This window comes from Nonomuraea sp. NPDC050790 (genome assembly GCF_044456745.1).
Classification (GTDB): domain Bacteria; phylum Actinomycetota; class Actinomycetes; order Streptosporangiales; family Streptosporangiaceae; genus Nonomuraea.
The window spans coordinates 388,412-408,313 of record NZ_JBITGF010000007.1 but is presented as its reverse complement, the minus strand read 5'-3'; the positions used below and the strand labels follow the sequence as shown (position 1 = coordinate 408,313).

Annotated in this window: 39 protein-coding genes; 2 read left to right on the top strand and 37 right to left on the bottom strand. The window is 66.6% G+C overall.

From position 1 onward, the window contains the following. Positions 1-168: 168 nt before the first annotated feature. The 5 genes from ACIBEJ_RS34935 to ACIBEJ_RS34915 form a co-directional block, all read right to left on the bottom strand. Entirely contained in the window at positions 169-396 is a 228-nt protein-coding gene (locus ACIBEJ_RS34935; RefSeq protein WP_397187167.1) for a helix-turn-helix domain-containing protein, read from the bottom strand. A 125-nt stretch (positions 397-521) separates the two neighbouring features. After that, positions 522-2,192: a TROVE domain-containing protein gene (locus tag ACIBEJ_RS34930; RefSeq protein WP_397187166.1), complete on the bottom strand. Its 1,671-nt coding sequence runs from the start codon at positions 2,190-2,192 to the stop codon at positions 522-524. Between the two features lie 916 nt (positions 2,193-3,108). Further along, positions 3,109-3,912, bottom strand: coding sequence for a hypothetical protein (locus ACIBEJ_RS34925; protein WP_397187165.1), 804 nt, complete (start codon positions 3,910-3,912; stop codon positions 3,109-3,111). A gap of 101 nt (positions 3,913-4,013) precedes the next feature. Continuing rightward, entirely contained in the window at positions 4,014-4,163 is a 150-nt protein-coding gene (locus ACIBEJ_RS34920) for a hypothetical protein (protein ID WP_397187164.1), read from the bottom strand. 101 nt (positions 4,164-4,264) lie between these two features. Continuing rightward, on the bottom strand, positions 4,265-4,537 hold the full coding sequence (locus ACIBEJ_RS34915; RefSeq protein WP_397187163.1) for a hypothetical protein: 273 nt from the start codon (positions 4,535-4,537) through the stop codon (positions 4,265-4,267). Positions 4,538-4,731: 194 nt separating this feature from the next. Here ACIBEJ_RS34915 and ACIBEJ_RS34910 point away from each other — a divergent pair, with 194 nt between their 5' ends. Continuing rightward, positions 4,732-5,319 (top strand): hypothetical protein, encoded by a 588-nt coding sequence (locus ACIBEJ_RS34910; protein WP_397187162.1) that lies wholly within the window; start codon positions 4,732-4,734, stop codon positions 5,317-5,319. Positions 5,320-5,408: 89 nt separating this feature from the next. Here the strand turns inward: ACIBEJ_RS34910 and ACIBEJ_RS34905 are convergent, their stop codons facing one another. The 21 genes from ACIBEJ_RS34905 to ACIBEJ_RS34805 all read right to left on the bottom strand — a co-directional run bounded on the left by ACIBEJ_RS34905 (position 5,409) and on the right by ACIBEJ_RS34805 (position 13,179). After that, positions 5,409-5,801: a helix-turn-helix domain-containing protein gene (locus tag ACIBEJ_RS34905; RefSeq protein ID WP_397187161.1), complete on the bottom strand. Its 393-nt coding sequence runs from the start codon at positions 5,799-5,801 to the stop codon at positions 5,409-5,411. 99 nt (positions 5,802-5,900) lie between these two features. Beyond that, the gene (locus ACIBEJ_RS34900; protein WP_397187160.1) at positions 5,901-6,296 is read right to left on the bottom strand and encodes a hypothetical protein; all 396 of its coding nucleotides are present in this window, start codon (positions 6,294-6,296) and stop codon (positions 5,901-5,903) included. Further along, on the bottom strand, positions 6,293-6,586 hold the full coding sequence (locus tag ACIBEJ_RS34895) for a hypothetical protein (protein ID WP_397187159.1): 294 nt from the start codon (positions 6,584-6,586) through the stop codon (positions 6,293-6,295). Before ACIBEJ_RS34895 ends, ACIBEJ_RS34900 begins: the two co-directional genes overlap by 4 nt. A 27-nt stretch (positions 6,587-6,613) precedes the next feature. After that, complete coding sequence (locus tag ACIBEJ_RS34890; protein WP_397187158.1) at positions 6,614-6,787, bottom strand: hypothetical protein; 174 nt, start codon at positions 6,785-6,787, stop codon at positions 6,614-6,616. Between the two features lie 72 nt (positions 6,788-6,859). Beyond that, entirely contained in the window at positions 6,860-7,162 is a 303-nt protein-coding gene (locus tag ACIBEJ_RS34885; protein ID WP_397187157.1) for a hypothetical protein, read from the bottom strand. Between the two features lie 191 nt (positions 7,163-7,353). Further along, positions 7,354-7,623: a hypothetical protein gene (locus ACIBEJ_RS34880; RefSeq protein ID WP_397187156.1), complete on the bottom strand. Its 270-nt coding sequence runs from the start codon at positions 7,621-7,623 to the stop codon at positions 7,354-7,356. 191 nt (positions 7,624-7,814) lie between these two features. Beyond that, positions 7,815-8,099 carry a hypothetical protein gene (locus tag ACIBEJ_RS34875; protein ID WP_397187155.1) on the bottom strand — a complete coding sequence of 95 codons (285 nt, stop codon included), beginning with the start codon at positions 8,097-8,099 and terminating at the stop codon, positions 7,815-7,817. Beyond that, complete coding sequence (locus ACIBEJ_RS34870) at positions 8,092-8,307, bottom strand: hypothetical protein (RefSeq protein WP_397187154.1); 216 nt, start codon at positions 8,305-8,307, stop codon at positions 8,092-8,094. The genes ACIBEJ_RS34875 and ACIBEJ_RS34870 overlap by 8 nt, the downstream gene beginning before the upstream one ends. Next, positions 8,300-8,644, bottom strand: coding sequence for a hypothetical protein (locus ACIBEJ_RS34865; protein WP_397187153.1), 345 nt, complete (start codon positions 8,642-8,644; stop codon positions 8,300-8,302). Before ACIBEJ_RS34865 ends, ACIBEJ_RS34870 begins: the two co-directional genes overlap by 8 nt. Next, a complete protein-coding gene (locus ACIBEJ_RS34860) occupies positions 8,641-8,904 on the bottom strand; it encodes a hypothetical protein (protein WP_397187152.1) in 264 nt (87 codons plus the stop codon). Before ACIBEJ_RS34860 ends, ACIBEJ_RS34865 begins: the two co-directional genes overlap by 4 nt. Continuing rightward, entirely contained in the window at positions 8,904-9,113 is a 210-nt protein-coding gene (locus tag ACIBEJ_RS34855; RefSeq protein ID WP_397187151.1) for a hypothetical protein, read from the bottom strand. Before ACIBEJ_RS34855 ends, ACIBEJ_RS34860 begins: the two co-directional genes overlap by 1 nt. 25 nt (positions 9,114-9,138) lie before the next feature. Beyond that, a complete protein-coding gene (locus ACIBEJ_RS34850) occupies positions 9,139-9,441 on the bottom strand; it encodes a hypothetical protein (RefSeq protein WP_397187150.1) in 303 nt (100 codons plus the stop codon). Further along, complete coding sequence (locus ACIBEJ_RS34845) at positions 9,434-9,856, bottom strand: hypothetical protein (RefSeq protein ID WP_397187148.1); 423 nt, start codon at positions 9,854-9,856, stop codon at positions 9,434-9,436. Before ACIBEJ_RS34845 ends, ACIBEJ_RS34850 begins: the two co-directional genes overlap by 8 nt. 254 nt (positions 9,857-10,110) lie before the next feature. Next, positions 10,111-10,596: an SLOG family protein gene (locus tag ACIBEJ_RS34840; RefSeq protein ID WP_397187147.1), complete on the bottom strand. Its 486-nt coding sequence runs from the start codon at positions 10,594-10,596 to the stop codon at positions 10,111-10,113. Further along, positions 10,589-10,993 (bottom strand): DUF4326 domain-containing protein, encoded by a 405-nt coding sequence (locus tag ACIBEJ_RS34835; RefSeq protein ID WP_397187146.1) that lies wholly within the window; start codon positions 10,991-10,993, stop codon positions 10,589-10,591. Before ACIBEJ_RS34835 ends, ACIBEJ_RS34840 begins: the two co-directional genes overlap by 8 nt. Continuing rightward, on the bottom strand, positions 10,986-11,225 hold the full coding sequence (locus ACIBEJ_RS34830) for a hypothetical protein (protein WP_397187145.1): 240 nt from the start codon (positions 11,223-11,225) through the stop codon (positions 10,986-10,988). Before ACIBEJ_RS34830 ends, ACIBEJ_RS34835 begins: the two co-directional genes overlap by 8 nt. A 3-nt stretch (positions 11,226-11,228) precedes the next feature. Beyond that, the gene (locus ACIBEJ_RS34825) at positions 11,229-11,717 is read right to left on the bottom strand and encodes a DUF6283 family protein (protein WP_397187144.1); all 489 of its coding nucleotides are present in this window, start codon (positions 11,715-11,717) and stop codon (positions 11,229-11,231) included. 3 nt (positions 11,718-11,720) lie between these two features. Further along, positions 11,721-11,978 (bottom strand): hypothetical protein, encoded by a 258-nt coding sequence (locus ACIBEJ_RS34820; RefSeq protein ID WP_397187143.1) that lies wholly within the window; start codon positions 11,976-11,978, stop codon positions 11,721-11,723. Positions 11,979-12,205: 227 nt separating this feature from the next. Continuing rightward, a complete protein-coding gene (locus ACIBEJ_RS34815; protein WP_397187142.1) occupies positions 12,206-12,364 on the bottom strand; it encodes a hypothetical protein in 159 nt (52 codons plus the stop codon). Between the two features lie 28 nt (positions 12,365-12,392). Continuing rightward, the gene (locus tag ACIBEJ_RS34810; RefSeq protein ID WP_397187141.1) at positions 12,393-12,584 is read right to left on the bottom strand and encodes a hypothetical protein; all 192 of its coding nucleotides are present in this window, start codon (positions 12,582-12,584) and stop codon (positions 12,393-12,395) included. Between the two features lie 229 nt (positions 12,585-12,813). Then, entirely contained in the window at positions 12,814-13,179 is a 366-nt protein-coding gene (locus ACIBEJ_RS34805) for a hypothetical protein (protein WP_397187140.1), read from the bottom strand. Between the two features lie 321 nt (positions 13,180-13,500). Here ACIBEJ_RS34805 and ACIBEJ_RS34800 point away from each other — a divergent pair, with 321 nt between their 5' ends. Next, positions 13,501-13,776 (top strand): hypothetical protein, encoded by a 276-nt coding sequence (locus tag ACIBEJ_RS34800; RefSeq protein WP_397187139.1) that lies wholly within the window; start codon positions 13,501-13,503, stop codon positions 13,774-13,776. Here the strand turns inward: ACIBEJ_RS34800 and ACIBEJ_RS34795 are convergent, their stop codons facing one another. The 11 genes from ACIBEJ_RS34795 to ACIBEJ_RS34745 form a co-directional block, all read right to left on the bottom strand. Beyond that, complete coding sequence (locus ACIBEJ_RS34795; protein ID WP_397187138.1) at positions 13,777-14,055, bottom strand: hypothetical protein; 279 nt, start codon at positions 14,053-14,055, stop codon at positions 13,777-13,779. Positions 14,056-14,080: 25 nt separating this feature from the next. Then, positions 14,081-14,284, bottom strand: coding sequence for a hypothetical protein (locus tag ACIBEJ_RS34790; protein ID WP_397187137.1), 204 nt, complete (start codon positions 14,282-14,284; stop codon positions 14,081-14,083). Further along, positions 14,281-14,712 carry a hypothetical protein gene (locus tag ACIBEJ_RS34785; protein ID WP_397187136.1) on the bottom strand — a complete coding sequence of 144 codons (432 nt, stop codon included), beginning with the start codon at positions 14,710-14,712 and terminating at the stop codon, positions 14,281-14,283. The genes ACIBEJ_RS34790 and ACIBEJ_RS34785 overlap by 4 nt, the downstream gene beginning before the upstream one ends. Continuing rightward, complete coding sequence (locus tag ACIBEJ_RS34780; protein ID WP_397187135.1) at positions 14,712-15,278, bottom strand: hypothetical protein; 567 nt, start codon at positions 15,276-15,278, stop codon at positions 14,712-14,714. The genes ACIBEJ_RS34785 and ACIBEJ_RS34780 overlap by 1 nt, the downstream gene beginning before the upstream one ends. After that, on the bottom strand, positions 15,275-15,796 hold the full coding sequence (locus tag ACIBEJ_RS34775; protein ID WP_397187134.1) for a hypothetical protein: 522 nt from the start codon (positions 15,794-15,796) through the stop codon (positions 15,275-15,277). Before ACIBEJ_RS34775 ends, ACIBEJ_RS34780 begins: the two co-directional genes overlap by 4 nt. A gap of 118 nt (positions 15,797-15,914) precedes the next feature. After that, positions 15,915-16,232: a DUF397 domain-containing protein gene (locus ACIBEJ_RS34770; protein ID WP_397187133.1), complete on the bottom strand. Its 318-nt coding sequence runs from the start codon at positions 16,230-16,232 to the stop codon at positions 15,915-15,917. Then, the gene (locus ACIBEJ_RS34765; protein ID WP_397187132.1) at positions 16,229-16,615 is read right to left on the bottom strand and encodes a hypothetical protein; all 387 of its coding nucleotides are present in this window, start codon (positions 16,613-16,615) and stop codon (positions 16,229-16,231) included. The genes ACIBEJ_RS34770 and ACIBEJ_RS34765 overlap by 4 nt, the downstream gene beginning before the upstream one ends. Next, positions 16,608-17,708: a phage Gp37/Gp68 family protein gene (locus ACIBEJ_RS34760; protein ID WP_397187131.1), complete on the bottom strand. Its 1,101-nt coding sequence runs from the start codon at positions 17,706-17,708 to the stop codon at positions 16,608-16,610. The genes ACIBEJ_RS34765 and ACIBEJ_RS34760 overlap by 8 nt, the downstream gene beginning before the upstream one ends. A gap of 39 nt (positions 17,709-17,747) precedes the next feature. Further along, on the bottom strand, positions 17,748-18,158 hold the full coding sequence (locus tag ACIBEJ_RS34755; protein WP_397187130.1) for a helix-turn-helix domain-containing protein: 411 nt from the start codon (positions 18,156-18,158) through the stop codon (positions 17,748-17,750). Next, positions 18,155-18,865 (bottom strand): ATP-binding protein, encoded by a 711-nt coding sequence (locus ACIBEJ_RS34750; protein ID WP_397187129.1) that lies wholly within the window; start codon positions 18,863-18,865, stop codon positions 18,155-18,157. The genes ACIBEJ_RS34755 and ACIBEJ_RS34750 overlap by 4 nt, the downstream gene beginning before the upstream one ends. Positions 18,866-18,867: 2 nt before the next feature. Then, positions 18,868-19,878 (bottom strand): hypothetical protein, encoded by a 1,011-nt coding sequence (locus ACIBEJ_RS34745; RefSeq protein ID WP_397187128.1) that lies wholly within the window; start codon positions 19,876-19,878, stop codon positions 18,868-18,870. Positions 19,879-19,902: the final 24 nt, after the last annotated feature.

The following is a 19,902-nucleotide window of genomic DNA, read 5'->3' as shown; positions in this document are numbered from 1 at the left end:
GCCGCACGACTTTGGGGTGCCGGTCCAGGCATGTCGCCCTGGGTGGAGGCAACTCCGCACCAGCCAGGACCGGCACCCGAGCGCTCAACCCGGCCACGGGGGCAACCGAGGAGCGAAGAGCATCTCCGGGGAGGAAGGATGCTCCGCTCTTGACGTTTCTAGCGCTGTCTAGGCTGCGAGGTTCTCCGGCCGACGAGCGAGTTCGCGCGTCTTAGCTTCAGCTTCGGCGACGGCGACCTGCGTAAACAGCATGTGACCGCGCCTGTCTCTGCCTATGGGTGCGAGGTGCTCACGTTCGACCCACTTCCGGATCGTTGCTGGCTGCACTCCTGCGAGCTCAGCCGCTCCGGCCGTCGTCAGGTAGACCTCATCTGGATCCAGTTCCGGGCGGGCCACAGTCACCTCCCGGTGCACACAAAAAAGCCCCTGGCCGGGATTTCTCCTGGTCAGGGGCACAAGTCTTCGGGATCAAGCGTGACACTACACGAGCGGATTGGTCAAGCTACTCGTGTTTGCGCAGGTCAGCGAACGTATCCGTTGATGATGAGCGGGAGCGAGGCGTCCATCCCGGCGACGTTGAGGACGCCCTCGTCGCTGGGGTCGCCGATCGAGTGACCCGCCGCGGTCATCGCCGCGATCACGACTCGGGTGTCCGCGTTGATGCTCCGCCGATAGGCCTGGAGCGCCTGTGTGGGGTGCGAGCGTCCAGCCCACGTCTCGTTGTCGGTGAAGAGCACGATCCCGTCCACGTTGAGCTTCTCGCGCTGGGCCCAGGTGAACGGGAGCGACAGGTCAGTCCCACCACCCGAGGGACGCCAGCTAGCGATCTCGCGCAGGTTTGTGCGCGGCGTCACCTTCGAGGCGTGCACGCGGGTGTCGACGTCGATGACGTGCACGTTGCCCTTCTCGATGCGGGCGAGCATGACGGCCATCGCGCAGCCGACCTCGTACGGGGAGCCGATCTCGGAGCCGCCCACGACGACGCCGCCACCCCAGTACCCGCCGCTCATCGAACCCGAGGAGTCGATGGCGACCAGGAGTCGCTTGCCCGAGGGCTCGACGGTTCCGAAGGCGGCCTCGTACGTCTCCTCCAGCGCGTCCATGATCGCCGGGACCGGAGCCCAGGTGGTCGCGTCGGCGCGAGGGTTGGGCTGCGCCTGGCCAGAGCCGTAGACGCGCATGGCGAGCCAGGCGTCCATCGGATGGATACGGGCGCGTAGGATCGCCTCCCGGTCGGTGAGCCGTAGTACCGCCCGCGCTGTCGCATCCGCCATGGGCTTGAGCGTGCCGAGCCGCGTCATCCGGGCGAGGTTGCGGATCAGTGCGGTCAGACCGACCGTCTCGATCAGCGCCTCCCACACCTCGGGCTCGCGCAGCATCGCGTCGGGCAGGAACTCCCACGGAACTCGCGCCTCGGTGACCACTCGGACAGCCTCAGCGGGCGAGGTGACGGCCTTCGCAGTCAGGAACCGGTCCACCGCTGGCAGCTCGTCGCGCGCCTCGTCGTCGCTCACGTTCCCGGCGATCCAGCCAAACAGCGTCTTGCGCTGGTCGTTGTCGGCGACAGGGTGAGCGATACGCAGGACATCCCGCAGATCAAACGCCTCACCTTGCGGTGTCTTGCGCTGGCGGGCCTTGCACGCCTTGAACGCCACGCTGTCGGCGTCGCCGGTCAGGAACCAGGAGCCGAGCGCCGTACGCAGCGACCGGCCAACCCTGGGCGCGGTACCGCGACCGGTCGGCTTGCCACCCAGGTTCTTGTAGTAGCCGAAGAACTGGGCTAGGTGGTCGGTGGTGCGCGCCACCTTCGCCAGAGCGAGCTTGGCCGCCTGCCGGGTGTCGGCGTCCCCGCGGGCGTAGGCCGCGGCGAGCGCGAACAGCGCCGGCCGCGGCTTAGGAGCGCGCGGCGGGCGGGCTGTCGAGATGTCGGTGAGCAGCCGGACGACGCGCGGTCCGTCCTCCGCGATCGCCTGAAACAGCACGCCCGCGTTGTCCGCGGTGAGCTTCTGCTCGCTCACGTAGTAGGTGCCGCCTGTGGTGCCGAGGATGAGGAAGTCCTCCAGCTTCGTCCACAGGTCCTTGGCGAACACGTAGCCGCCAGCGGCGTTCTGCACCTGGTCGGTACGGCCGGGGATCGGCTGGTTCTGCGGGGTGGCGATCGCCGAAAGGTTCGCGAGGGGGTCATGCGCCATCGTGGTGCTCCTTCTCTTCGACCCGCCCGGGGGCGGATATGACGAAGGGGAGCGGATGTGGTGATGTCCACCGGTGTTAGACAGACGCTCTGCCAACTGAGCTACCACCCGGAACTGCTGGTCGGGTGAGCAGGACTCGAACCTGCGACAACCTGTTCCCGATAACCGATGAGCTTCGACCCGCTCCCCTGCCCGTCAGCCCTGCCAGCGGCACGGATGTGGCGTACCGTCCGGAGTTTGCCCTGCCGATCGGGCGACGGGCCGCGAACGGCCCGACAGGATTCGAACCTGCATCCTCTGCGAGAGATAACCGATCGGATTCGACCCATGCAACTGGCAGGACTGGCGAGCGATCAGGTCTGGAGCTGGCACGGATATGGGTGACCCACCGGCCGTTAGGTGCTCTGGCCACTGAGCTACACGGACCGAAGTCCGCGACGGGATTCGAACCCGCGACCACCCGCTTAAGAGGCGATAACCGACGAGATTCGACCCGTGCCAGCACCAGACCTGACCAGCCCACGCGGCCAAGAAAGGCGCGGATATGTCAGGCGGGCACCGGCGGGTTCTTTGTTACAGAAAGATAACCGACGCCCCTTCGACCCGCGCCTCTTCGGGTCCCGTGAACTGATCCCACGGTAGCGATCAGCGTGACGCGTCACATCTCATTTACGGGCAAGGCGGAAAATGTGATGTCTTCGCTCGGAGTGAAGACATCACGCGATCAGCCGCGTCCGGTACGCCCGCATACCAGCGACGTGCTGGCACGACCGGGAACAGTAGATGGAGTCCCACCGCGGCCGACTGCGTCCCCGCCCGTCGTCCTGCCACCGAAACCGCCTGCCGCAGTCCGGGAGAGCACACGTCTTCTCGTCGGGGAGTTCGCCGCGGCCATGGCAGGTAGGGCACTGCTCGCTCATCCGACCTTCACCGCCTTCACGGTGGACTCGACCAGCGCCTCGTACTCCCCCGTCGTCAACACAGCCGGTCCCCCGCGGCCTTCACCGCAAGCCCGGTTGCGGCACTCGATCCTGTCTTCCCCGTCGAGTTGGGAGAGCGTCGCCAGGTGGCATTGCGGGCATCGCAGCGGCTTGCTCGTGCGGCGCGGCCTGGCGGCCAGTTCCGACGGGTCGTAGATGCAGAGCTTGGCGTACCAGCCGCGAACCTCCTGGCCGAAGTCGTCGGCCATCTCCGGCCGGGAGAGGAGGCGTTCAGCGCGGGCAACCAGCCAGGCCGTACCGAGCGTGATGGAGTCGGCCAGAGCGCCGGCGCGGGCGAAGGAGTCGGCACCCAGGTAGGCCGCTTTCCAGGAGCGGAGCCAGTAGTCGAACTCGTCGAGGTCTTCGATCGTCGGCGACAGGGAGTGGTCTTCGCCGCTGCCGGAGACCCGGACCTGGTCGGTCTGTCCGCGTAGCCCGTCGGACTCGCGCAGGTAGACACAGGCGGCGCCGTCGAGTTTGGAGAGCATCGCCTTGTGCTCGTAGACGCAGGACGGGCAGTAGACAGGTTCGCCGTACACCGGGTACGGCAGGCGGGGCTCCTCAGGCTGGACCGGCTCCTCGGGCCACAGCAGCGGCGGCTGCCAGCTCTCGACGGCGCACACCCAGTCGTCGTAGGCGGAGATGTAGGCGTGGGTGGCTTGCTCGTGGGCGCGAACCTTGCGCCGGTAGCCGTTCATGCAGGGCCCGTGGCATAGGGCGTCGAGATCGACGGACGACATTGTGGACCTCCCCGAATACGCTGTACGGGAGACCACTGGAACTGGTGGTGTGCGAGGGACGAGAGCGGTTCTCCTGGCGGGGAGGGCCGCTCTCTTCGTGCTCAGGGTAGATCGTCGAACGCGAGGAGTTCGTGCGCGAGCGCGCGGCGGTCGTCAGGCGTCAGCCGTACCGGCCACATGGCGGGCAGCAGCAGGACGTCGCCGTCAGCGCAGGGGACGACCGTGACGGGGTGTGGAGGGGCGATGACCACTCGACCTCTTCTCCGGGGGTGTTGAGAGCGTGCAGGTCAGGTAGATAGCGCAGTGGCGCGGGGATGCGTTCATCGTACCCGTGGCCTATCGCCTTGGCCTATCACTCGCTGATCTCGTTGAGTAGCCGAGTCCAGAACGCGGTCAGTTCGTCGCCGCGGAGGACGAGGTGGTGGATTCGGGTGTGGCCTCGGTAGACGGCCACCTCCGTGTACGGCTCCCCGCCCGTCGTGTAGCCGGTGAACAGGTTCGTCCAGTCGTCAGGGCCGCGGATCCAGTCAGGGAAGGCCAGCCTGGCGGCGTGGTCGCGTAGGGCGACCTGCCAGTGCTCCTCCCCCGAGGTGTCCATACTCCAGGGTGCCGAGAATCGGGTCATGAGCAGGCAAAACGGTAGCGGTCTACCGCGACGTGGCCGGCGAAGTGACCGGCTAAGCGCCAGCACCCCGCGGCTGGGAGCACGACATCCGTATGGCTCGAATAATCTGGCCTAAGCATCGCGCGATCATGGTTCATGCCGTAAACATTTGCGTTATGCCATCGCCGTCGCTTCGGCCCGAGCCCACAGTCACCGTGACCGTTACCGAGTCGGCAAGCTCCGCTCCGTCCCCAGCGATCAACAACACGCAGATGCCATCCGACAGCTTCAACTTCTGGACTGACGTGGTCTTGGGCGACTTCGGGGGCGCCTTCTTGGGCGTCCTAGGTGCGGCAGCAATCGCATGGTGGCTGGCCAGGCGCGAGCGGGAGGCCCGTCTCGACGAACGGCGTCGAGACCAGGCCGAAAGAGTTGGATCGGCGCTGTGGCAGCTTCACGCCAGCCTCGGGGGCTCTGAAATCAGGGCGTCAGATGTGCATGCCGCCATCCATGAGGTGCGGCTTGCGATCACGCCGTTGGGCGCTCCTCATAAGAAGGATGCGCATCCGGCTTTCCGCGACTGGTTCAGGAAGGTCACCGCGATGCTGCCGTCTCTGGTCATCAATGAGTTGAACGCCATCGCTGAGACAGCCGACGACTCAAGGAGGGGCGCCCGCGTCAATCAGCTTCGCGATCACATCGCGTTGATCATCGCAGATGTGCAGCGTTGGGGCTCAAGTCCTGAAGGCTGGACGCCTCTAACCCCCGGTCCTACCAAAACACCGTCCGAACCGCTCCCGTAGGCACGGAAACCAGGAGTTTCCGGTTTGTGGCGGGCAGCGGGCAACCCATGGGGCGTCTCCCCCGCGCCGCGGGTCGAGGACGAGAAGGGTCACGGTTTGGGCTTCGCTTGCTGGAACAGTTGGCTTGCGACCGCCTGCATGATCTCTCCCATTTCCAGTGCTACTCTCGCCAGCACATCGGGCTCCACATCCGAGAGCCTGCGTTGGAGCACTTCGGCAATCGCCGCATGAGCTCGCTGCTCAGCAAGTTCGACTGGCGTGGATGGGTTGAGAAGTCCTGCGGTTCGGACTGCCTCTTGCCTGTCGATGCCAAGAGCGTCAGCGATGCGCACAATCGTCGCCATCTGTGGCCGGGTTGCGGGATTGCTGAGACGGTCGTACGTCACCCGGCCAATCCCGGCCTTCTCGGTCAGTGCCAACTTCGTCATGTCGAGGTCGGCACGCCGGGCCTCGGCCAATCGGAGGAAGTCGGGTGCGGTCATGCTAGTTCTCCTCGGTTAGGGCTGGCGTCGGGCCATACAGCTCAAGGGTCGCGACGATTGCGGCAGCGAGCAGGCCGAGCGTGAGCGCTTCTGGCCAGGTCATGTCTGCTCCGCAAGGTCGAGGCTCAGTTGGTCGCGCAGCCGTCGCAGTCTCTCCAGCGGCCAGTGGGCGAGATGACTGTCCCTGGCCAAGGCCTGCATCTGGTCGTCGCCGGAGTGGTGCACAGTCGCGAGGATCCGCAACCACGCCACGTCAACCCACTCCGTTGCCGAGTGCGGTAAGCAAGGGTGCCTACCGGAGCGGTCAGGCCCGGTCGTGGGCGGGCAGCCGACCTCGATCAGCGGATAGGAGTAGCGGCCGATCAGCAGGTCGCACTGCGGGTGATCATCGATACCGTCGCGGATCGCCCTCTCAGCAGCGTCTGGCGTGTCGTACTCGCCAGCAACGAGGGCCGGGTCGTGAGAGATGCACGGGATGCGGTACGTGCTGCTCACCGCTTCTCCTCAGGTAGGGCTGGCGCCTCAGGCGGCAGGCTGGCCAGGATCACGTCGTACGGCTCCCGCCGCATATAGTCGGCGAGGGCCGGAACGAAGATGCGTGCGCCCAGCACCGTGGCGTACTCGTAGACGCGGGCGGATGGGCAGTCCACGACGTAGACCTCTAGCCGGTACACCAGCTCTGGATCGAGCTGTTCGGCCCGCATCCAGGAGAGCACGTCAGGGTCGCCGCGCCACTGTTTGTCGTGGCAGTCATAGACGACGAGCGGCTCAATCGCGGAGGTCAACCGTCCTCCTCAGGTAGGGCTAACGTCTCAGGCAGCGACCTGGGCGATTATCTCGGCGACGATCAGCGCAGGTAGCACAAAGATCGCGAAGAGGATCGTCGTCGCCCAGAAACGGGAGTCCTTCGGATCCAAGGTCGTGTGAGTGAATTCGCCTCGGAAGAAGTCGACCACATGGGCGAGGACTTCTCGGGTGAAGGTCATCGGCGGTTCCTCCTTCGCCGGCGCCGGTCGTACCAGCGTTTCCTGCACGACGCTGTGGGCCAGCAGTCTCGTCTACCCGGACACATGGTGGGCCTCCTTGGTCTTGCGTGCTCTCCACCATCTGACGCAGGTTCCACAGACGTCACCGCCCTCCGGGTAGAGCTTGCCCTGGCCGCGCCTGAGCGGTTGTGCTGAGCTCGCCAGGCCGGGGCAGGTCGGGTAGATGTGGTCGTCGTAGGCGCCGATGTACCACTCGTCTACGCCCTCATGCTCGGCGGCGAGGGCATCGTCAGCGGCGTCCAGGAGGCGGGCGAAGAGCGGGTCACCCATCGCCTGCATCCTGGGAGCCGGGCTCTGGCGGAGGTCGTCAGTCACGGTCGGTGCTCCCTTCCGCGTGCGAGGCCACAGGCTCTCCGCTCCGCGCGCCGGTGAAGCACCGGTTGCGGCGTGCTGTCCACGGCTGGCCGCAGCAGCAGTCCGCGCCGTCTGGGGCGCTCTCCTGAACGGGGTGGTGGAGGCTGCAGCCGTCTCCAGGATCGCCAGACCCCGTACAGGGGCGGAGGTTGTCAGCCACGATCAGCCTCCCTCCACGGCCTGTACATGTGCAGCTCGTTGAGGCGCTGTTCGTCAATGGTGATCAGCCCGAGTTCCAGCAGGTGGAGGAGCGCCGTCCGGACCTGGCCTCGCGAGACGTCAGCGCCGGTCATGCCCGGGTGCTGGTACGGGCCGTGCGGTCCGAGGGTCCATCCGTCGGCCGCGCCCACCGCGATGCGACGGATGCGGTCGAACGGGCTGCCGTCAGCCTCATCAACGACAACGATCGACTGGTCAGTCATTGGTGGTCCTCTCGGGCAGGGCGCGGCGCTTGAACGGGTCCTCGGGCAGGTACTTCGCCAACCGTGGCCATCGGGTGAACTTGGTCGCGCACTTCCAGCACGTGTACACGTACCACCAGCGAGCCCGTACGTCGTCGGTGGCGACAGCCCAGCATCGGGGGCATCGGTGCGGCTTGTCGTCGTTCCAGCGCTCAACCATCGGACGCTCTCTCGGGTAGTCCACTGATGGTCGGATAGATGTCGCCGAAGGTCTGGCAGCCTGCGATGACTCGCCACACGATCTCCGCGTCCATGGGGATGTCGAACTCTCCAACCCTTGCCGCTTGGACACCTTGCATGTAGCCCATGACTGCCGCCTCATGGACCAGCCTGTGTTCACGTACGGTCATCGCCTCGATGGCCCGGTTCACTCGCTCGTCCCGATCGGCGTCCCGGGCGGCGAGATAGCGAGTGAGGAACTCGTCGATCTCAGGCATTCTCAGGCCTCTCGGGTAGGGCCGCGCGGATGCGGGGCAGGACGCGCGGGCAGTCCTCGTCCCGGCAGTCTGAGTCGTCGCAGGCTCCGAGGTCGTCCAAGGCGGCGACAGCGTCCCTGAGGAGAGCCTCCAGCACCTCGATGCGGTCCTCCAGCTTGCGGATTCTCTTGCGGTAGGGGATGGCTGCAGCAGCTTTGGCGTCAACCACCGGCGCTCCTCTCGGGTAGGGCGGTACGGCTGGGTTCGTGGAGCTCGTTGCACTTCATCGGCGTGTGGTGCTTGCCGAGGCCTGGGTCGCAGTGCCAACAGCGAGGCTCTCCGCAGGCGTGGCAGGTGCCGAGGGGCTCGCCACAGGCACACGTGGAGACGACGACCATCCCGGCAGCGGCGAGAGCATGCAGCAGCGCGCCCGCGATCATCTCCACATCGCCTCGGCAGACGCCACACGCTCCGTAGTAGTTGTGGTCCTTGTGGGCGGCGTAGCGGGAGGTGCTGTCCCACAGGTGGGAGTCCAGAGCCTGGGCGATCAGCTCAGCGGGAGTCACCAGGCTTCTCCGATCTGACGGGCGAGACGCGCAGCCCACGCCCGGGTCCGATCACCGAGGTCGCTGTTGGAGTCGTCAGCTTCGATCGCGCGGGCGATCTCCTCGGCTACCTCTCGCCGCACCTGCGCGGCGAAGAGCGGCGCAGCAGCCCTCAGAGCGACGTAGGCGAACGCTTCCGGACTCCACTCAGCTAGGGGCCCATACTCGTCGTCCATCGCCTTGGCTGCGGCGGAGACGGCTCCCTCGGGGAGATCAGGCATCAGCTCCTCCTGCACATGCACACGGGCGGTGGGCCGATGCTGATGACGTTGCGCGGGGCATCACCCGCGCGCTGACGGGGCAGCAGATGCGGCAGCGCGACCTCCAGCAGTTCGCGTGCTTCGGCGTCGAACTCCTCGACTGGCGCGATGTCGCCTTCACCAGAAGCATCAACCTCCCACGAGCGGAGGATCTCAGCGACGGCGCGCACGGCTCCCTCGGGGATGGCAGACACCTCACTCTCCGATCTTTCGGGCGATCGCTGCAGCATCCTGGCCCGCTCTCTGGCCAGCGAGCGCCCACTCCACGGGATCAACAGCGAGGAGGGCGGCTGCGATCCGCTCGGCGATCCCTCGCCGCACCTCGGCCACGATGGTGTGAATCTCGACGATGGCGGAAGCACGCTCCTCGGCTGCGATGATTGGCGCGGCTGCCTCCAGCACGGCGCGGGAATATCCGGCGAACGTCTTGTCCGGGAAGTCGCGGTGGGCCAGTCGCTCGGCACCGGCCGCGATTGCCTCCTCAGGGATGTCAGGCACGCGCTTCTCCGATCTCACGGGCGATCTCAGCAGCGGCGGACAGGGCTCCAGCACGGGTGACGAGGGACTTGGCGAGGTCCTCAACGGTGGAGAACTCCTTCGCCTCGTGGAGCGCCCTGGCAGCCTTCGATCCGAGTGCGTGGGCGATCTGCTCGGCGGCCTCTCGCCGTACCTGTGCGGCGAGGACTGGAGCAGCAGCCTCCAGTGCGGTCCCAACGATCGCCCGAACGTCTCCTGCGCAGACCGCGCAGTCGCCGGCGAAGTTGTGGGCGGTGTGGGCCGACCAGGGTGCGCCCGGACCGGCCCACTCTCTCGTCCGGAGGGCGTTCACCGCGGCTTCTACAGCTTCCTCGGGGACCAGCTTTGAGGCTGAGGTTCCGGTGGAGGGCTCCCCCAAAGGGCTCTCAAAGGACACGACTCGCCCTTCCCTGCTCTGCCAAGGCCGTAGTGAGTCGCCGTGTCACGTCCTTGGGGGCGTCTCCGGCGTGATTCATGAAGTCCAGCGCGACAGCAACATCGCCAGCCTTCACGATCACCATGTCGTCGTCGCCAGCGCGGAGCGACAGAGGGACAGCCCGCGCCGCCCAGTCAGCGAGCAGCTCGCCTGTTCCCCGCTTCGTGAAGGCTCCAGGGTCGTCTATGGCTCGACGGATCGGCTCGTGCAAATCATCAGACATGGCTAGACCTCTCGTAGCGGCGGACTGGGATGCCTGCCTTCTCGGCGAGACGGGCTGTGTGTGAGGCTCCGTGAGAGCCGTGAGGCTTGGGCTTTCGGCAGCGTGGCTTCGCGCACGGGTCGATGAACGCCGCGCAGTAGTCGGCTCCCAGGCCCACCATCTCGGCGTCGCGGCGCAGCCCGGCTCCCGGGCAGTACGTGGTGCCGTCCCGGCGTGTACGGCGGTGATCGGGAGGGCAGTCGGGCAGGCAGGTGCCCCAGTCAGCCGGGTGGTGCTCCACGATCAGACCGCCGCCCCAGGAAAGCCCGACCTGCTCGGCGAGCTCGTCGGCGCCCACCGCGCAGCCCTCGACAAGCGTGACGTTCTCGGGGCCGTGCCGGTACGCCACCCAGGCGATAGCGGCTCTCACCTGCTGCTCGTCCGTCCACGTCTGACTGCCGGTGATGAGGAGGCGGAACGGGCGGGTCTCCTCAGGCATCGCACAACTCCCGGACGAAATCGATAAGGAAGGCCGCGTGGCAGTGGTCCGGTTCCCAAACGGACTCGGGCAACGGACACGGGCAGGCGAGATCCTTACCGGGCAGTTCCTCGCAGGCGAGTTCGACCAGCTCCGGCTGGTTGCGGAACCAGGAGCTATATAACGACACAGCTTGGGCCGCCGCATCTGCCCTGTTCGCCCACCATCCGACGATGTCTGGCGAGAGGAGCCGCTTGTCTCCAGCAGGGTGGACGCGCCAACCTCGGCCAGGGTCGAGGGTAACCGCCCACGGGTTGCCGTACTTGGACGTGCGATCGACGATCACGCAGTTGTCTGGGCGCTTCCATCCTCGTGTCCTCTTCCGCTGGATGCGCTTCGGGGTTCGGGTCTCAGGCATCGGGAGCCTCCCCAACCCGATGCAGCCACGAGCACACGACAGCGACCGTGGACGACTCCCAACCGGCCAGCCAGCCGATGATCACCCGGTCATAGGCGGCCAACTCGACGCCTTCGAGCGCGGCCAGCAGAGCGTCCTCCTTGGCCTCGAGAGCGGACTCGCCGGGTTCGACGATGATCGCGCTGATGGGCTCGGTCTCGATCGGTCTGCGAGGGATGTCGATCTCGGCCATGGGTCAGCCCTCCTCGTCCGTGACGGAGAACGTCAGGCCTACCTCGCTGTCAGGCGCGTACTCCATCGGGCGGTCCCCGCGGCAGGATCGCAATGCGCAGTCGGCGGGGTCCACACCGTTCGCGACCGCCATCTCCCGATAGTCGTCGTACAGCTCAACCTCGGAGCGGACGCCCGAGAAGTCCTGCCGCCGGAGCCGCATCCGGATCGCCAGATTGTCGGAGGCGCCGCGCAGCAGGAAACCGGCGCACGTCTTCGGCTGGTCGCGTCCGGCCATGTGACAGCCGAACACCTCGCTAGCCAGGTCGTAGGTGGTGCGTGCTGAGTGCCGGAACACCTCGGCGGGGAATCGCCCTACGGGAGTGTCTCGGCGCCACGGACACTGGGCGCACGGATGCTCCTGGTGGCCGTCACCGCCGCCGATGAGGCTGGTGACGCCCCAGACCCCGTCGCCACCGTCGTGGACGCCGACCACTTCAGGCTTCTCAGCCATGGCTCAGCCCTCCTCGGCTGGAGTCGCGGGCTCGGACACCACCAGGCGGGACGCTACGAGCGCGCGCGAGTGCTCTACCACCCACCCGTCAGCCTCTAAAGCCGCCATCAGTTGAGCTGCCGCAGGCGATTCGGCGCGGGCGTCCTTGAACTTGTCCAGCAGGTGGACGAGGACCTGCTTTCGTCCGTCGTCGAGGTTCTCGGTGGTGCCCACGAAATGGACAGCCTCCCTAGTCTTCGTCTCCCGCACGTGCTGTTCCACGCGGGTACGGGACAAGCGGAGACGGCGCGGCTTAGCGCTCATCGGTCAGTCCTCCTCGGGTCGGGGGTCCACAGCGGTCTGCTCCAGCGGAACCCTGCGCGGACTGTGCCGTTATCGCACGCGTCGCAGCCGCCACCTTGACAGGCTGTGCAGCCGACCTGGAGTTCTCCCCGGAGGGCATCCTTCACGGCGCGGACACCGTCAGAGAGTCGGATCTTGGACATCGGTTAGTCCTCCTCGGGCAGGGCGGCCAGGATCACGAGCAGCTTGGCCGTCTCGGCGACGTCCATCCAGACCCCCTCGCCGGCAGGGATCGCCTTGACGCCATACCGCGCCAGGTCTACGGCCTGCTGCTTCGCCTGCTCTTGCTGAGCTTGACGGTCCATCGCTCGGTTCTCCTCAGAAAGTTGATGGTCAGCGGGCCGCTCGGGCGACCTTGTCGAGGGCGACCTTCGCCTTGGTGATGGCCCTTAACGCCTCGCCGATGGCTTCCATCTGCTTGTCAGTAGGCTCCGGACCGCGCCAGTCCGAGGTGAGCTCCTGCTGGGCGTCTCCGAGCAACTTGTAGGCGTTGCGGCGCATCTCTTCGAAGGTGGGGAGGTCCATCACAACTCCTCAAGATCGGGGGGCTGGTTGGGGCCCGGCCGGGGAGCCGGGCCAGGAGGGTCAGCGGCGTGGTGGCCGCCACATGTCGCGGCCGGTGAGCCAGCCCCAGGTGCCGTGTCGGGCTCTGGCTTCTTGGTCGGAGGGGATGCGGCGGTTGTGCGTCAGGTAGCGGAGGAGTCTCGGCCAGACGATCACTCATTGCCCCCTTCACTCGGAGAGGCTGCGGTGGCTAATCTCGCGCCCACTCCTCCTTTGGGCCGACCCAGTCGTCGATCACAAGCTCCGGTCGCCGGGCTCGCCAACTGCTGATCGCTTTCTGGTAGGCGGGGCCGTCGTAGTAGCGCGAGAGTCCGTGATGCCGGGCGAGAGCCTGCCATGAAGCGCGCACGCTGTCGTACGCCTCAACCGAGTAGTCATGTCCGCTGGCCGGGTCAATGTCCTTCTCCGCTACGCCCTGCGCCAGGCACAACGCGATGCGCGCGTCGTTCATCGACGTGCGTCGGTCAGCCTCCAGCACGGGGTCAGCGATGCTGACTGCGTAGCGCCTCATGAGCCGCCTGGCCTGCGAAAGGACCGCTCGCGTCTCGGTGGCCATCTCGTCTCCTCGGGGGTCTGTTCGGGTCTGGTCAGGGAGAGGGTGGCGGGCCCCTTCCGGGGCCCGTGAGCGTCTACCAGTCGGGACAGAGAGTGGGGTTGACCTCGCGGACTCCCGCCCAGAACAGGTCCTCGTCCTTCGAGTCGAGGCCGACGGCGTGGGCGGCCCAGCTCGTCGAGGGTGATCGCCGGATTGTCGGCGAGGAGGGCCTTGGCGGTGAGGCTGGCGGTCATCTCGGTCTCCCTGCGACTCGATTTACCTTGTGGCCACACGGTAATACAAATCCTTGTGGCCACACAAGAGGTGTGACAAGATTTCTTCGTGGCCACACAGAATCCGTCGCCAGAGAGCGCCGGCAAGCACACGCCGTACAGAAAGTTCCGCCTGCCCGAACCTCTCTGGGACGCCTACGAGACGGTGTGCAAACGCGTCTTCAGCCGCGAACGCTCCGAAGATCTCGTCGAGCACATCCGCACCGTTGTGAGCGAGTACGGCAACGCCGACGAACTAGCCAAGATGGAACTCGCCGAGCGGGAGCTAGAGGAGCGGCGATCCCGGAAGGGAGGCCGCCCTCGCAAGCAGCCCGCCGGCGACTAGCTACCCGGCCATCACGTCGGCGTGAGCCCGGTCTGCTGCGTTCAGGAGCCGCGCCAGGCCGTGCTCGTCGAGGTCAAATGTCGCCTCGCCGCCCTTGCCGTACAGGACGTGGACGCGCCGCCCGTGCCCGGCGTCGTCGGCTTCCGAAGCGTCGAGGATGATCTCCTCCTTGGCGTCGGGCCAGGCGGAGCGGATGGTGGTCTTCCACAGGCCCGTCTCCGGGTCGGTGTAGCTGATCGTGAGCTGGTACGGCCGGACAGCGGTCAGGGTGTCGGACATGGTGTTCTCCTTCAGAGTTGGTTGATCACTTCGGAGGGGTCTGTGAGGGCGTCAGCTCGCCCACGCAGGCGGCCACCTGGTTGGCGGCCACCCAGAACGCGGGAGCGACGGCGAACAGCTCGCTGCACTGCCGAGGTGTGAGCCTGTCCAGCTCGTCGGACAACCGGACAGTGGACTCGCGAAGCGTGTCTCGGTCGTCCACGAACCAGGACCAGAAGCGGCGGATCACTGGGGCGTCTCCCCCGTAGGCCCAATGATCTTGGCGATCCAGTCCCTGCCCGGAGCGAAAGCGCGGCGCTTCAATTCGTCCAGGTAGGCGAGCATGTCGGCCGCGTCGATCCCCTTACCGTCCCGGACGGCCTCCTCGACGTAGCCGCGGAGTTCCGTCCAGGCGGACGAGTAGTCGGGAGCGGGCGGCATCGGGATGTCCAGCCACTCGACGCGGGTTGCGCCGTTGTGGCCGTGAACCTTCCTGATGCCGTCGTGCCCCCTGTTGAGCCACGTGGTCATGGTCGGCTCGTGCATGGGCGGACGGTCCAGCCAGTGCGTGACTGCCCAGTCGTCGGAGAAGACGACGCCCTCGGCGACGACGCCCGTACCGGACACTCCGGAGACATCCTCGACGCGGTGGAGGCGGAAACGCCGGATCTCGGCCATCAGGACGCCTCCCCCGACTGCTGGGAGGCGTACGACTCCAGGAACTCGCTGATCACCTTGTTGTGCCGGGCATCCGCGAGCGCATTGTGGACACCGCTCTCCTGCTTCGGCACGCTCGGGTTACCCAGCCGCATGCACTCCTGTTTGAGGTCGTTGGTCCACATCGGGACACCCTCAGGCAGGTCGATCATGCGACCCCACAGCTGGCACAAGGCGACGTGGTCGTAGGCGCCGTACCAGGCCCACAGTTCCACGTCCGGGGTGGCGAGGATGAACCGCTCGACTTTCGCCGCGATGCGCTCGCGGCCGAGCATGTCGGGGTGGTCGAAGTCCAGCGCGAGCGGGTTGCGGCGGGCGCTCACGTAGTGGCGGCGGTCGCCGTGGATGCGCGGCAGCGACGGGACCACGTTCGCCCGCAGCCAGTCGTGTTTGGCGATCCGCTTGTGCGGCATGTCCCGGTTGACGGCATACAGTTCGCGGCCGTCCCCCGCCACCATGCCGATGCTGATGAGGTCGATGGTCGTGCCGTCCTCGATGAACTCGCAGTCGTAGAACAGCCTGCTCATTGAGGCACCTCGCGACCCTGCTCGGAGGCGTAGGCGGGTCGCCACGCGCGAGGGTTGGAACGCTCACCGGTGGGCGGCATGACGATCGTGTCCTCGTCTCCACCCCGCCCGTATCCGATGACCGACCCGGTCGGCATGTGGAAGTTGCCCCTACTCGGGCCCTTGCATCCCGAACAGGTGTCGACCTCGTGGCGGCCGTGCATACACCGGTCGAGGTCCGCGAGAACGGCAGCGAGCGCACCGAGAGGAGTCCGGTGGTCCAACGTCGGCAGTGGACGCCCATCCCCACCCGGCTGCGGTTGGCCGTACCTGACGTGCGCGGCGTCGATGCCGTGAATGGCTGCGGCGACCTTGGCGTGCAGTGGCGAGTACATGACGTTGGTCGACGCGTGGAGTGCCGCGTTCGCCTCCGCATGGCGGGCCAGGTGTGTTTCGGCTGCTGCCAGGGCTTCGCGGGCTTTGGCGAGTTCCCGCAGAAGGTCGGTGACCTCTGGACTGGTCTTGTCGGGATCGGACATCGAGGCTCCTTATCGATCTTGAGTTCTGATCTAGATCAATTTCACGAACTGGTGAGCGCTTCAGAAGGCCGCAGGCGGCCCAGGAGACTCACGGTCAAGCACGAGTGCCCGAAACGGGCTACGAGACGTTCAGCGGCTCAGCCAGAGGTCCTCCCGAGCCATCCCCGCCCGGACGCTCCCCCGGCACCGCGAGGACCTCCGCGTCGAACTCGCCCGCCAGGACCCCGACAGTGAACGCCTCCCACTCGGCTGCCGTGAACCGCAGGATCGGGCTGTCGTCGCCGAGCTTGGAGTCCCGCAGCCACACCTCGCCGCCGACAGTGCCCGCCAGGAGGCAGTTGCCGTTATGGCTGCCTGCAGCCACCCAGGCGACCTCAGCGCAAGCGCTGTTGCCATTACACAGAGTGGCCCTTCGCCACCGTATGAAGTCGCTCATCGGGCTCCCTCGGTGTTGTTGATGACCCTGGCCACAGCCAGAGCGTCGTCGAAGCAGCGGCATGTCGGCCCGTTCGGCAGGTGTCCCCGGTAGGTGGTCAGCCAGCCGTTGCAGGGCGCATGGACCAGACCGCGGCGCGTGTGGGTGTCGTCGCAGCATTCGGGTGTGAACTCGGCCGTCTCGTTGTCGATCTTGTCGGCGATCGGCTCCAGCAAGGAGGCGAGAGCCACGCGCAGTGGCTCGATCGGTTCCGTCAGGTGCTCCAGGTAGATCAAGCTGCAGTGAACGCACTTGCCGTCCGAGGTCAGCGTGTAGACGTGCTCACACCGCAGGCGCTTCACCGCCTCGCGCAGTTCGTCGGCGGGCGACTTGACGTCAGCCATGGACCGACACCTCCTGCGACATGGTGTCGGGGAACTCGTCCCAGGTGCGCTCATCCAGCAGCCGCCCGGCCTGCCCCTTGGCATACCGGCGCATCACAACCGCGTCGGGATGGGTGAGTCCCCAGCCTCCCCAGGGGCGGCCGAGCAGTTCGCCCTCGCGGCTGACGACCTGGCAGGCATCCTCATTCGTGACGTGCCCGTAGATGGACTGGCCCTGTTTCGGGTGCGGCGGACACCATGATCCCCACTGCTTAAACAGATAGCTGGCATGCGACAACTCGCACTGGTCGCGAAGGCTCCGAGCCCAAGCTGGGTGCATCGGCCGAGCGCCAGGTCCGGACTCGCCTCCGACGATCACCCAGTCGAGGACGCTCGGCGTGCCGCACAGGACAGCCCCGTCGCTCGGGTCGATGACGTCCCCGCCCAGGCAGTCGATCACCCGGTTGCGGACCTGGAGGCGGCGCAGATTCACCGGGCCGAGCAGCGGCTCAGCAGAGATGAACCGCACCGCCGCAGGTGTCTCCAGCAGCGCCGGGATCCGGGCCTCAGCCCACTGCTGGTCCTCGACCGAGACGCCCAACCAGACGTTCGGCAGCACAGCAGGAGCGCCCAGGTGCTCATTAAGCAGCTCACTGTTCTGGACATAGGCGACCGAACCGCGCACTCCCTGCGAGCGCTCCTCGGTGGTGGGAAGCCTCCACGCGATGCGACGCACCACGGACCTCATCCGAGCGTGCCGCTTGGTGAGTACCTGGTAGGTGTGCTGAGGCGTCTTCGCCATGACCGTCCACACCTGGGCGATGAACTCCTCGGGGACGTCCGGATGGAACAGGTCGCTCATCGAGTTCACGAACACCCGCTGCGGCGACGCCCACGACAGCGGCTCGGCGAGGACATCGGCGTGGACGCTGACGCCGAACCCGGGGCCAGAGGTCTTCGGGTCACCGTCTCGCTGGTACTTGGACTGGCCCATCGCCTTCAGCCGTCGGGCCATCGTGAGCGCGTAACAGTGATCGCAGCCGGGCGAAATCCGGTCGCACCCGGTGGTTGGGTTCCAGGTCCGATCTGTCCATTCGATCTTGGTGTCAGCCATGAGTCGGGTTCTCCTTGGTCGAGGTGGGGACAGAGACGCTCATCCGCGCTCCCCCAAGCCGGCGCGCAGCCTGTTCAGCACCACGCCGTAGCGGATGGCGTTCTCGCCGCGGGGCAGGCCGCCGCCGTTCTCCCAGTCCTGGATCGCGGACGGCGACACCCCGACGACGACGGCGATCTCCGGGCGAGACAGCAACGCTTGATGCCGGATCCGGCCAGCCTCGCCTGACTTGCACCAGTGCCGGGTCTCGCTGAGACGCTGAAGCACCTCGACGGCAGGGCCAGGAGCCCAATCCGCCAGCCGGACCGCCAGGGCGCGCAACTCCAGCGCAGTGAGAGCCGATAGCACCGCGTGGGCGTGGTCAACGTTCTCGCCCTGCACCGCGGCGACGAGTCCAGCAGCGGGCACAGCCATGCGCTCCACCAGGTCATCCAGGTCAAAAGCAGTCATCGGTCACTCCCCGCCCGGCGACGGTCCGACCCCTGCAGAACGACGCGCTCAGCCATCTCGATCAGGCGGGAAGCGACACGCTCTCCCAGGCTTGCTCCGAGTTCTTTCGGGCGCACGTTCGAGGTGAACAGGGTCGGCAGAATGCGCTCGTATCGCCAGTTCACCAGCCGGTAATTGACCTCTTCGACCCACTCCGAGGTCTTGGCGGCGCCGAGGTCGTCAACGAGGAGCAGGGGCGCGTCGGCCAGGGCACGGAACTCCTTCTCGGAGTCGACGCCGTGCCGTGGGCGCAGTTTCGCGTAGAGGTCCGCGGCGGCGATGGCCTTCCACGCGCATCGCACTCCGCTCTGCGACAGCAGCCGGATGGCGCCGAACGCCTGGTGTGTCTTGCCGACTCCGGTCAGGCCGAGGATGAGAAGGGACGGGCCGGCCTTGACCGCGCACTGGGCGTTCATCACGGAGTTCGTGATCGCCAGGTCCAGCAGCCGGTGCAGCCAGTCCACCACGTCGGGGTGATCGGCGATCGCGTCCGCGTAGCGGGCCGGGATGTGCTTGTCGGCGTACTCGCCGGCTTCGCGCAGGATCTCCTGCCTGGTGTACAGGTCGTGGTCAGGCTCGGGGAGATCGCCGACGGCGGCGGCGGGATCCACGCCTCGGCGGACGAGGGCGTCGCCGATCGCGAGCCTGAGCGGTGTGGGTTCTGACATGGCTACAAGTCCTCGAAGTAGACGGACTGGTCGGTGGGGTTTCGATAGGGCGTGTGTCCGCCCGTTCCGGTGGGCCGGAGGTGGTGAACGTTGCTCTGCCGCTGCTTGGCCCAGCCCTGCTGGCGGAGCATCCACTGCTTCCACGAGCGGCTCCAGCCAGGGCGTACTTCTGGCTTCTCGCCGGGCTCGGGCGTGAAGTGGGCGACGAACGCCTTGCTCTGCGTTTCAAGATCCACGAGCGGGCAGGCGTCTCTGGCCCACGCGATCATGGCTGCGTCGGGGGCAAAGTCGGCCGGCAGCGGGATCTTGGGGGCGGACTTCCGCTTGGCTCTCGGCTTCCGCGTCGCGGACTCATCTCCGATGAAGAAATCTTCTTCTGTGGTTTCGGAGGGCGGGGAAGAGTTTTCCCCCGTACCCCCTTCTACCTTGGCGACCCGGATAGCCGGACCCTTTATTGGGTCATTGGGTCCGGCTATCCGGACCCTTTCCCCTTCCAAAGCGTCCTGTGGATCGGACCCAAATGATGTTCTGGTCCGGATAGCCGGACCGTTTATAGCGTCCTGTGGATCGGACCCAAAGATTGTTCTAGTCCGGCTATCCGGACCCTTTCCGACATCGGAAGGGTCCGGATAGCCGGACCCTTCCTGCTCCGTTTCGGTCCGGATAGCCGGACCCTTTCCGTCCTGCATCAGGTCCGCACAGACGGACCCATTGACGGCTGCGGCGTACACCGCCGTGTTGCTCTTCTTGCCCGCCGACACCCGCGCCAGGTACCCCAAATCCACCGCAAACTGGATCCGTTCGGAGACGCGCGACTTGCCGCGACCGATGCGCACAGCCAGTTCCTCGCGCGGCACAGACACCAGTCCAGACGGGTCCATCTCCTCCACTCCCATCGAGATCAGCAAGACCTTCACGGCCTCAGTGATCCGCGAGGCGCGCAAGACCTCACGTAGCCAGTGCGCGCGGAACGTTCCGTCGCTGAGGCAGTTGAGGGTTTCGTCGTCGTTCACGTGCGGCGGCTCTCTCTGTAGCGC

Excerpts from the sequence above, each read along its gene's own strand:
- ACIBEJ_RS34875 (WP_397187155.1), bottom strand. The coding sequence starts at position 8,099 with ATGCCTGAGATCGACGAGTTCCTCACTCGCTATCTCGCCGCCCGGGAC.
- ACIBEJ_RS34835 (WP_397187146.1), bottom strand. The coding sequence starts at position 10,993 with ATGCCTGAGACCCGAACCCCGAAGCGCATCCAGCGGAAGAGGACACGA.
- ACIBEJ_RS34815 (WP_397187142.1), bottom strand. The coding sequence starts at position 12,364 with ATGGACCGTCAAGCTCAGCAAGAGCAGGCGAAGCAGCAGGCCGTAGAC.
- ACIBEJ_RS34785 (WP_397187136.1), bottom strand. The coding sequence starts at position 14,712 with ATGGCCGAGATCCGGCGTTTCCGCCTCCACCGCGTCGAGGATGTCTCC.
- ACIBEJ_RS34915 (WP_397187163.1), bottom strand. The coding sequence starts at position 4,537 with ATGACCCGATTCTCGGCACCCTGGAGTATGGACACCTCGGGGGAGGAG.
- ACIBEJ_RS34795 (WP_397187138.1), bottom strand. The coding sequence starts at position 14,055 with ATGTCCGACACCCTGACCGCTGTCCGGCCGTACCAGCTCACGATCAGC.
- ACIBEJ_RS34880 (WP_397187156.1), bottom strand. The coding sequence starts at position 7,623 with ATGACTGACCAGTCGATCGTTGTCGTTGATGAGGCTGACGGCAGCCCG.
- ACIBEJ_RS34810 (WP_397187141.1), bottom strand. The coding sequence starts at position 12,584 with ATGGACCTCCCCACCTTCGAAGAGATGCGCCGCAACGCCTACAAGTTG.
- ACIBEJ_RS34905 (WP_397187161.1), bottom strand. The coding sequence starts at position 5,801 with ATGACCGCACCCGACTTCCTCCGATTGGCCGAGGCCCGGCGTGCCGAC.
- ACIBEJ_RS34805 (WP_397187140.1), bottom strand. The coding sequence starts at position 13,179 with ATGGCCACCGAGACGCGAGCGGTCCTTTCGCAGGCCAGGCGGCTCATG.
- ACIBEJ_RS34770 (WP_397187133.1), bottom strand. The coding sequence starts at position 16,232 with ATGAGCGACTTCATACGGTGGCGAAGGGCCACTCTGTGTAATGGCAAC.
- ACIBEJ_RS34860 (WP_397187152.1), bottom strand. The coding sequence starts at position 8,904 with ATGCCTGATCTCCCCGAGGGAGCCGTCTCCGCCGCAGCCAAGGCGATG.
- ACIBEJ_RS34750 (WP_397187129.1), bottom strand. The coding sequence starts at position 18,865 with ATGTCAGAACCCACACCGCTCAGGCTCGCGATCGGCGACGCCCTCGTC.
- ACIBEJ_RS34830 (WP_397187145.1), bottom strand. The coding sequence starts at position 11,225 with ATGGCCGAGATCGACATCCCTCGCAGACCGATCGAGACCGAGCCCATC.
- ACIBEJ_RS34765 (WP_397187132.1), bottom strand. The coding sequence starts at position 16,615 with ATGGCTGACGTCAAGTCGCCCGCCGACGAACTGCGCGAGGCGGTGAAG.
- ACIBEJ_RS34825 (WP_397187144.1), bottom strand. The coding sequence starts at position 11,717 with ATGGCTGAGAAGCCTGAAGTGGTCGGCGTCCACGACGGTGGCGACGGG.
- ACIBEJ_RS34760 (WP_397187131.1), bottom strand. The coding sequence starts at position 17,708 with ATGGCTGACACCAAGATCGAATGGACAGATCGGACCTGGAACCCAACC.
- ACIBEJ_RS34775 (WP_397187134.1), bottom strand. The coding sequence starts at position 15,796 with ATGTCCGATCCCGACAAGACCAGTCCAGAGGTCACCGACCTTCTGCGG.
- ACIBEJ_RS34755 (WP_397187130.1), bottom strand. The coding sequence starts at position 18,158 with ATGACTGCTTTTGACCTGGATGACCTGGTGGAGCGCATGGCTGTGCCC.
- ACIBEJ_RS34840 (WP_397187147.1), bottom strand. The coding sequence starts at position 10,596 with ATGCCTGAGGAGACCCGCCCGTTCCGCCTCCTCATCACCGGCAGTCAG.
- ACIBEJ_RS34930 (WP_397187166.1), bottom strand. The coding sequence starts at position 2,192 with ATGGCGCATGACCCCCTCGCGAACCTTTCGGCGATCGCCACCCCGCAG.
- ACIBEJ_RS34890 (WP_397187158.1), bottom strand. The coding sequence starts at position 6,787 with ATGACCTTCACCCGAGAAGTCCTCGCCCATGTGGTCGACTTCTTCCGA.
- ACIBEJ_RS34925 (WP_397187165.1), bottom strand. The coding sequence starts at position 3,912 with ATGTCGTCCGTCGATCTCGACGCCCTATGCCACGGGCCCTGCATGAAC.
- ACIBEJ_RS34780 (WP_397187135.1), bottom strand. The coding sequence starts at position 15,278 with ATGAGCAGGCTGTTCTACGACTGCGAGTTCATCGAGGACGGCACGACC.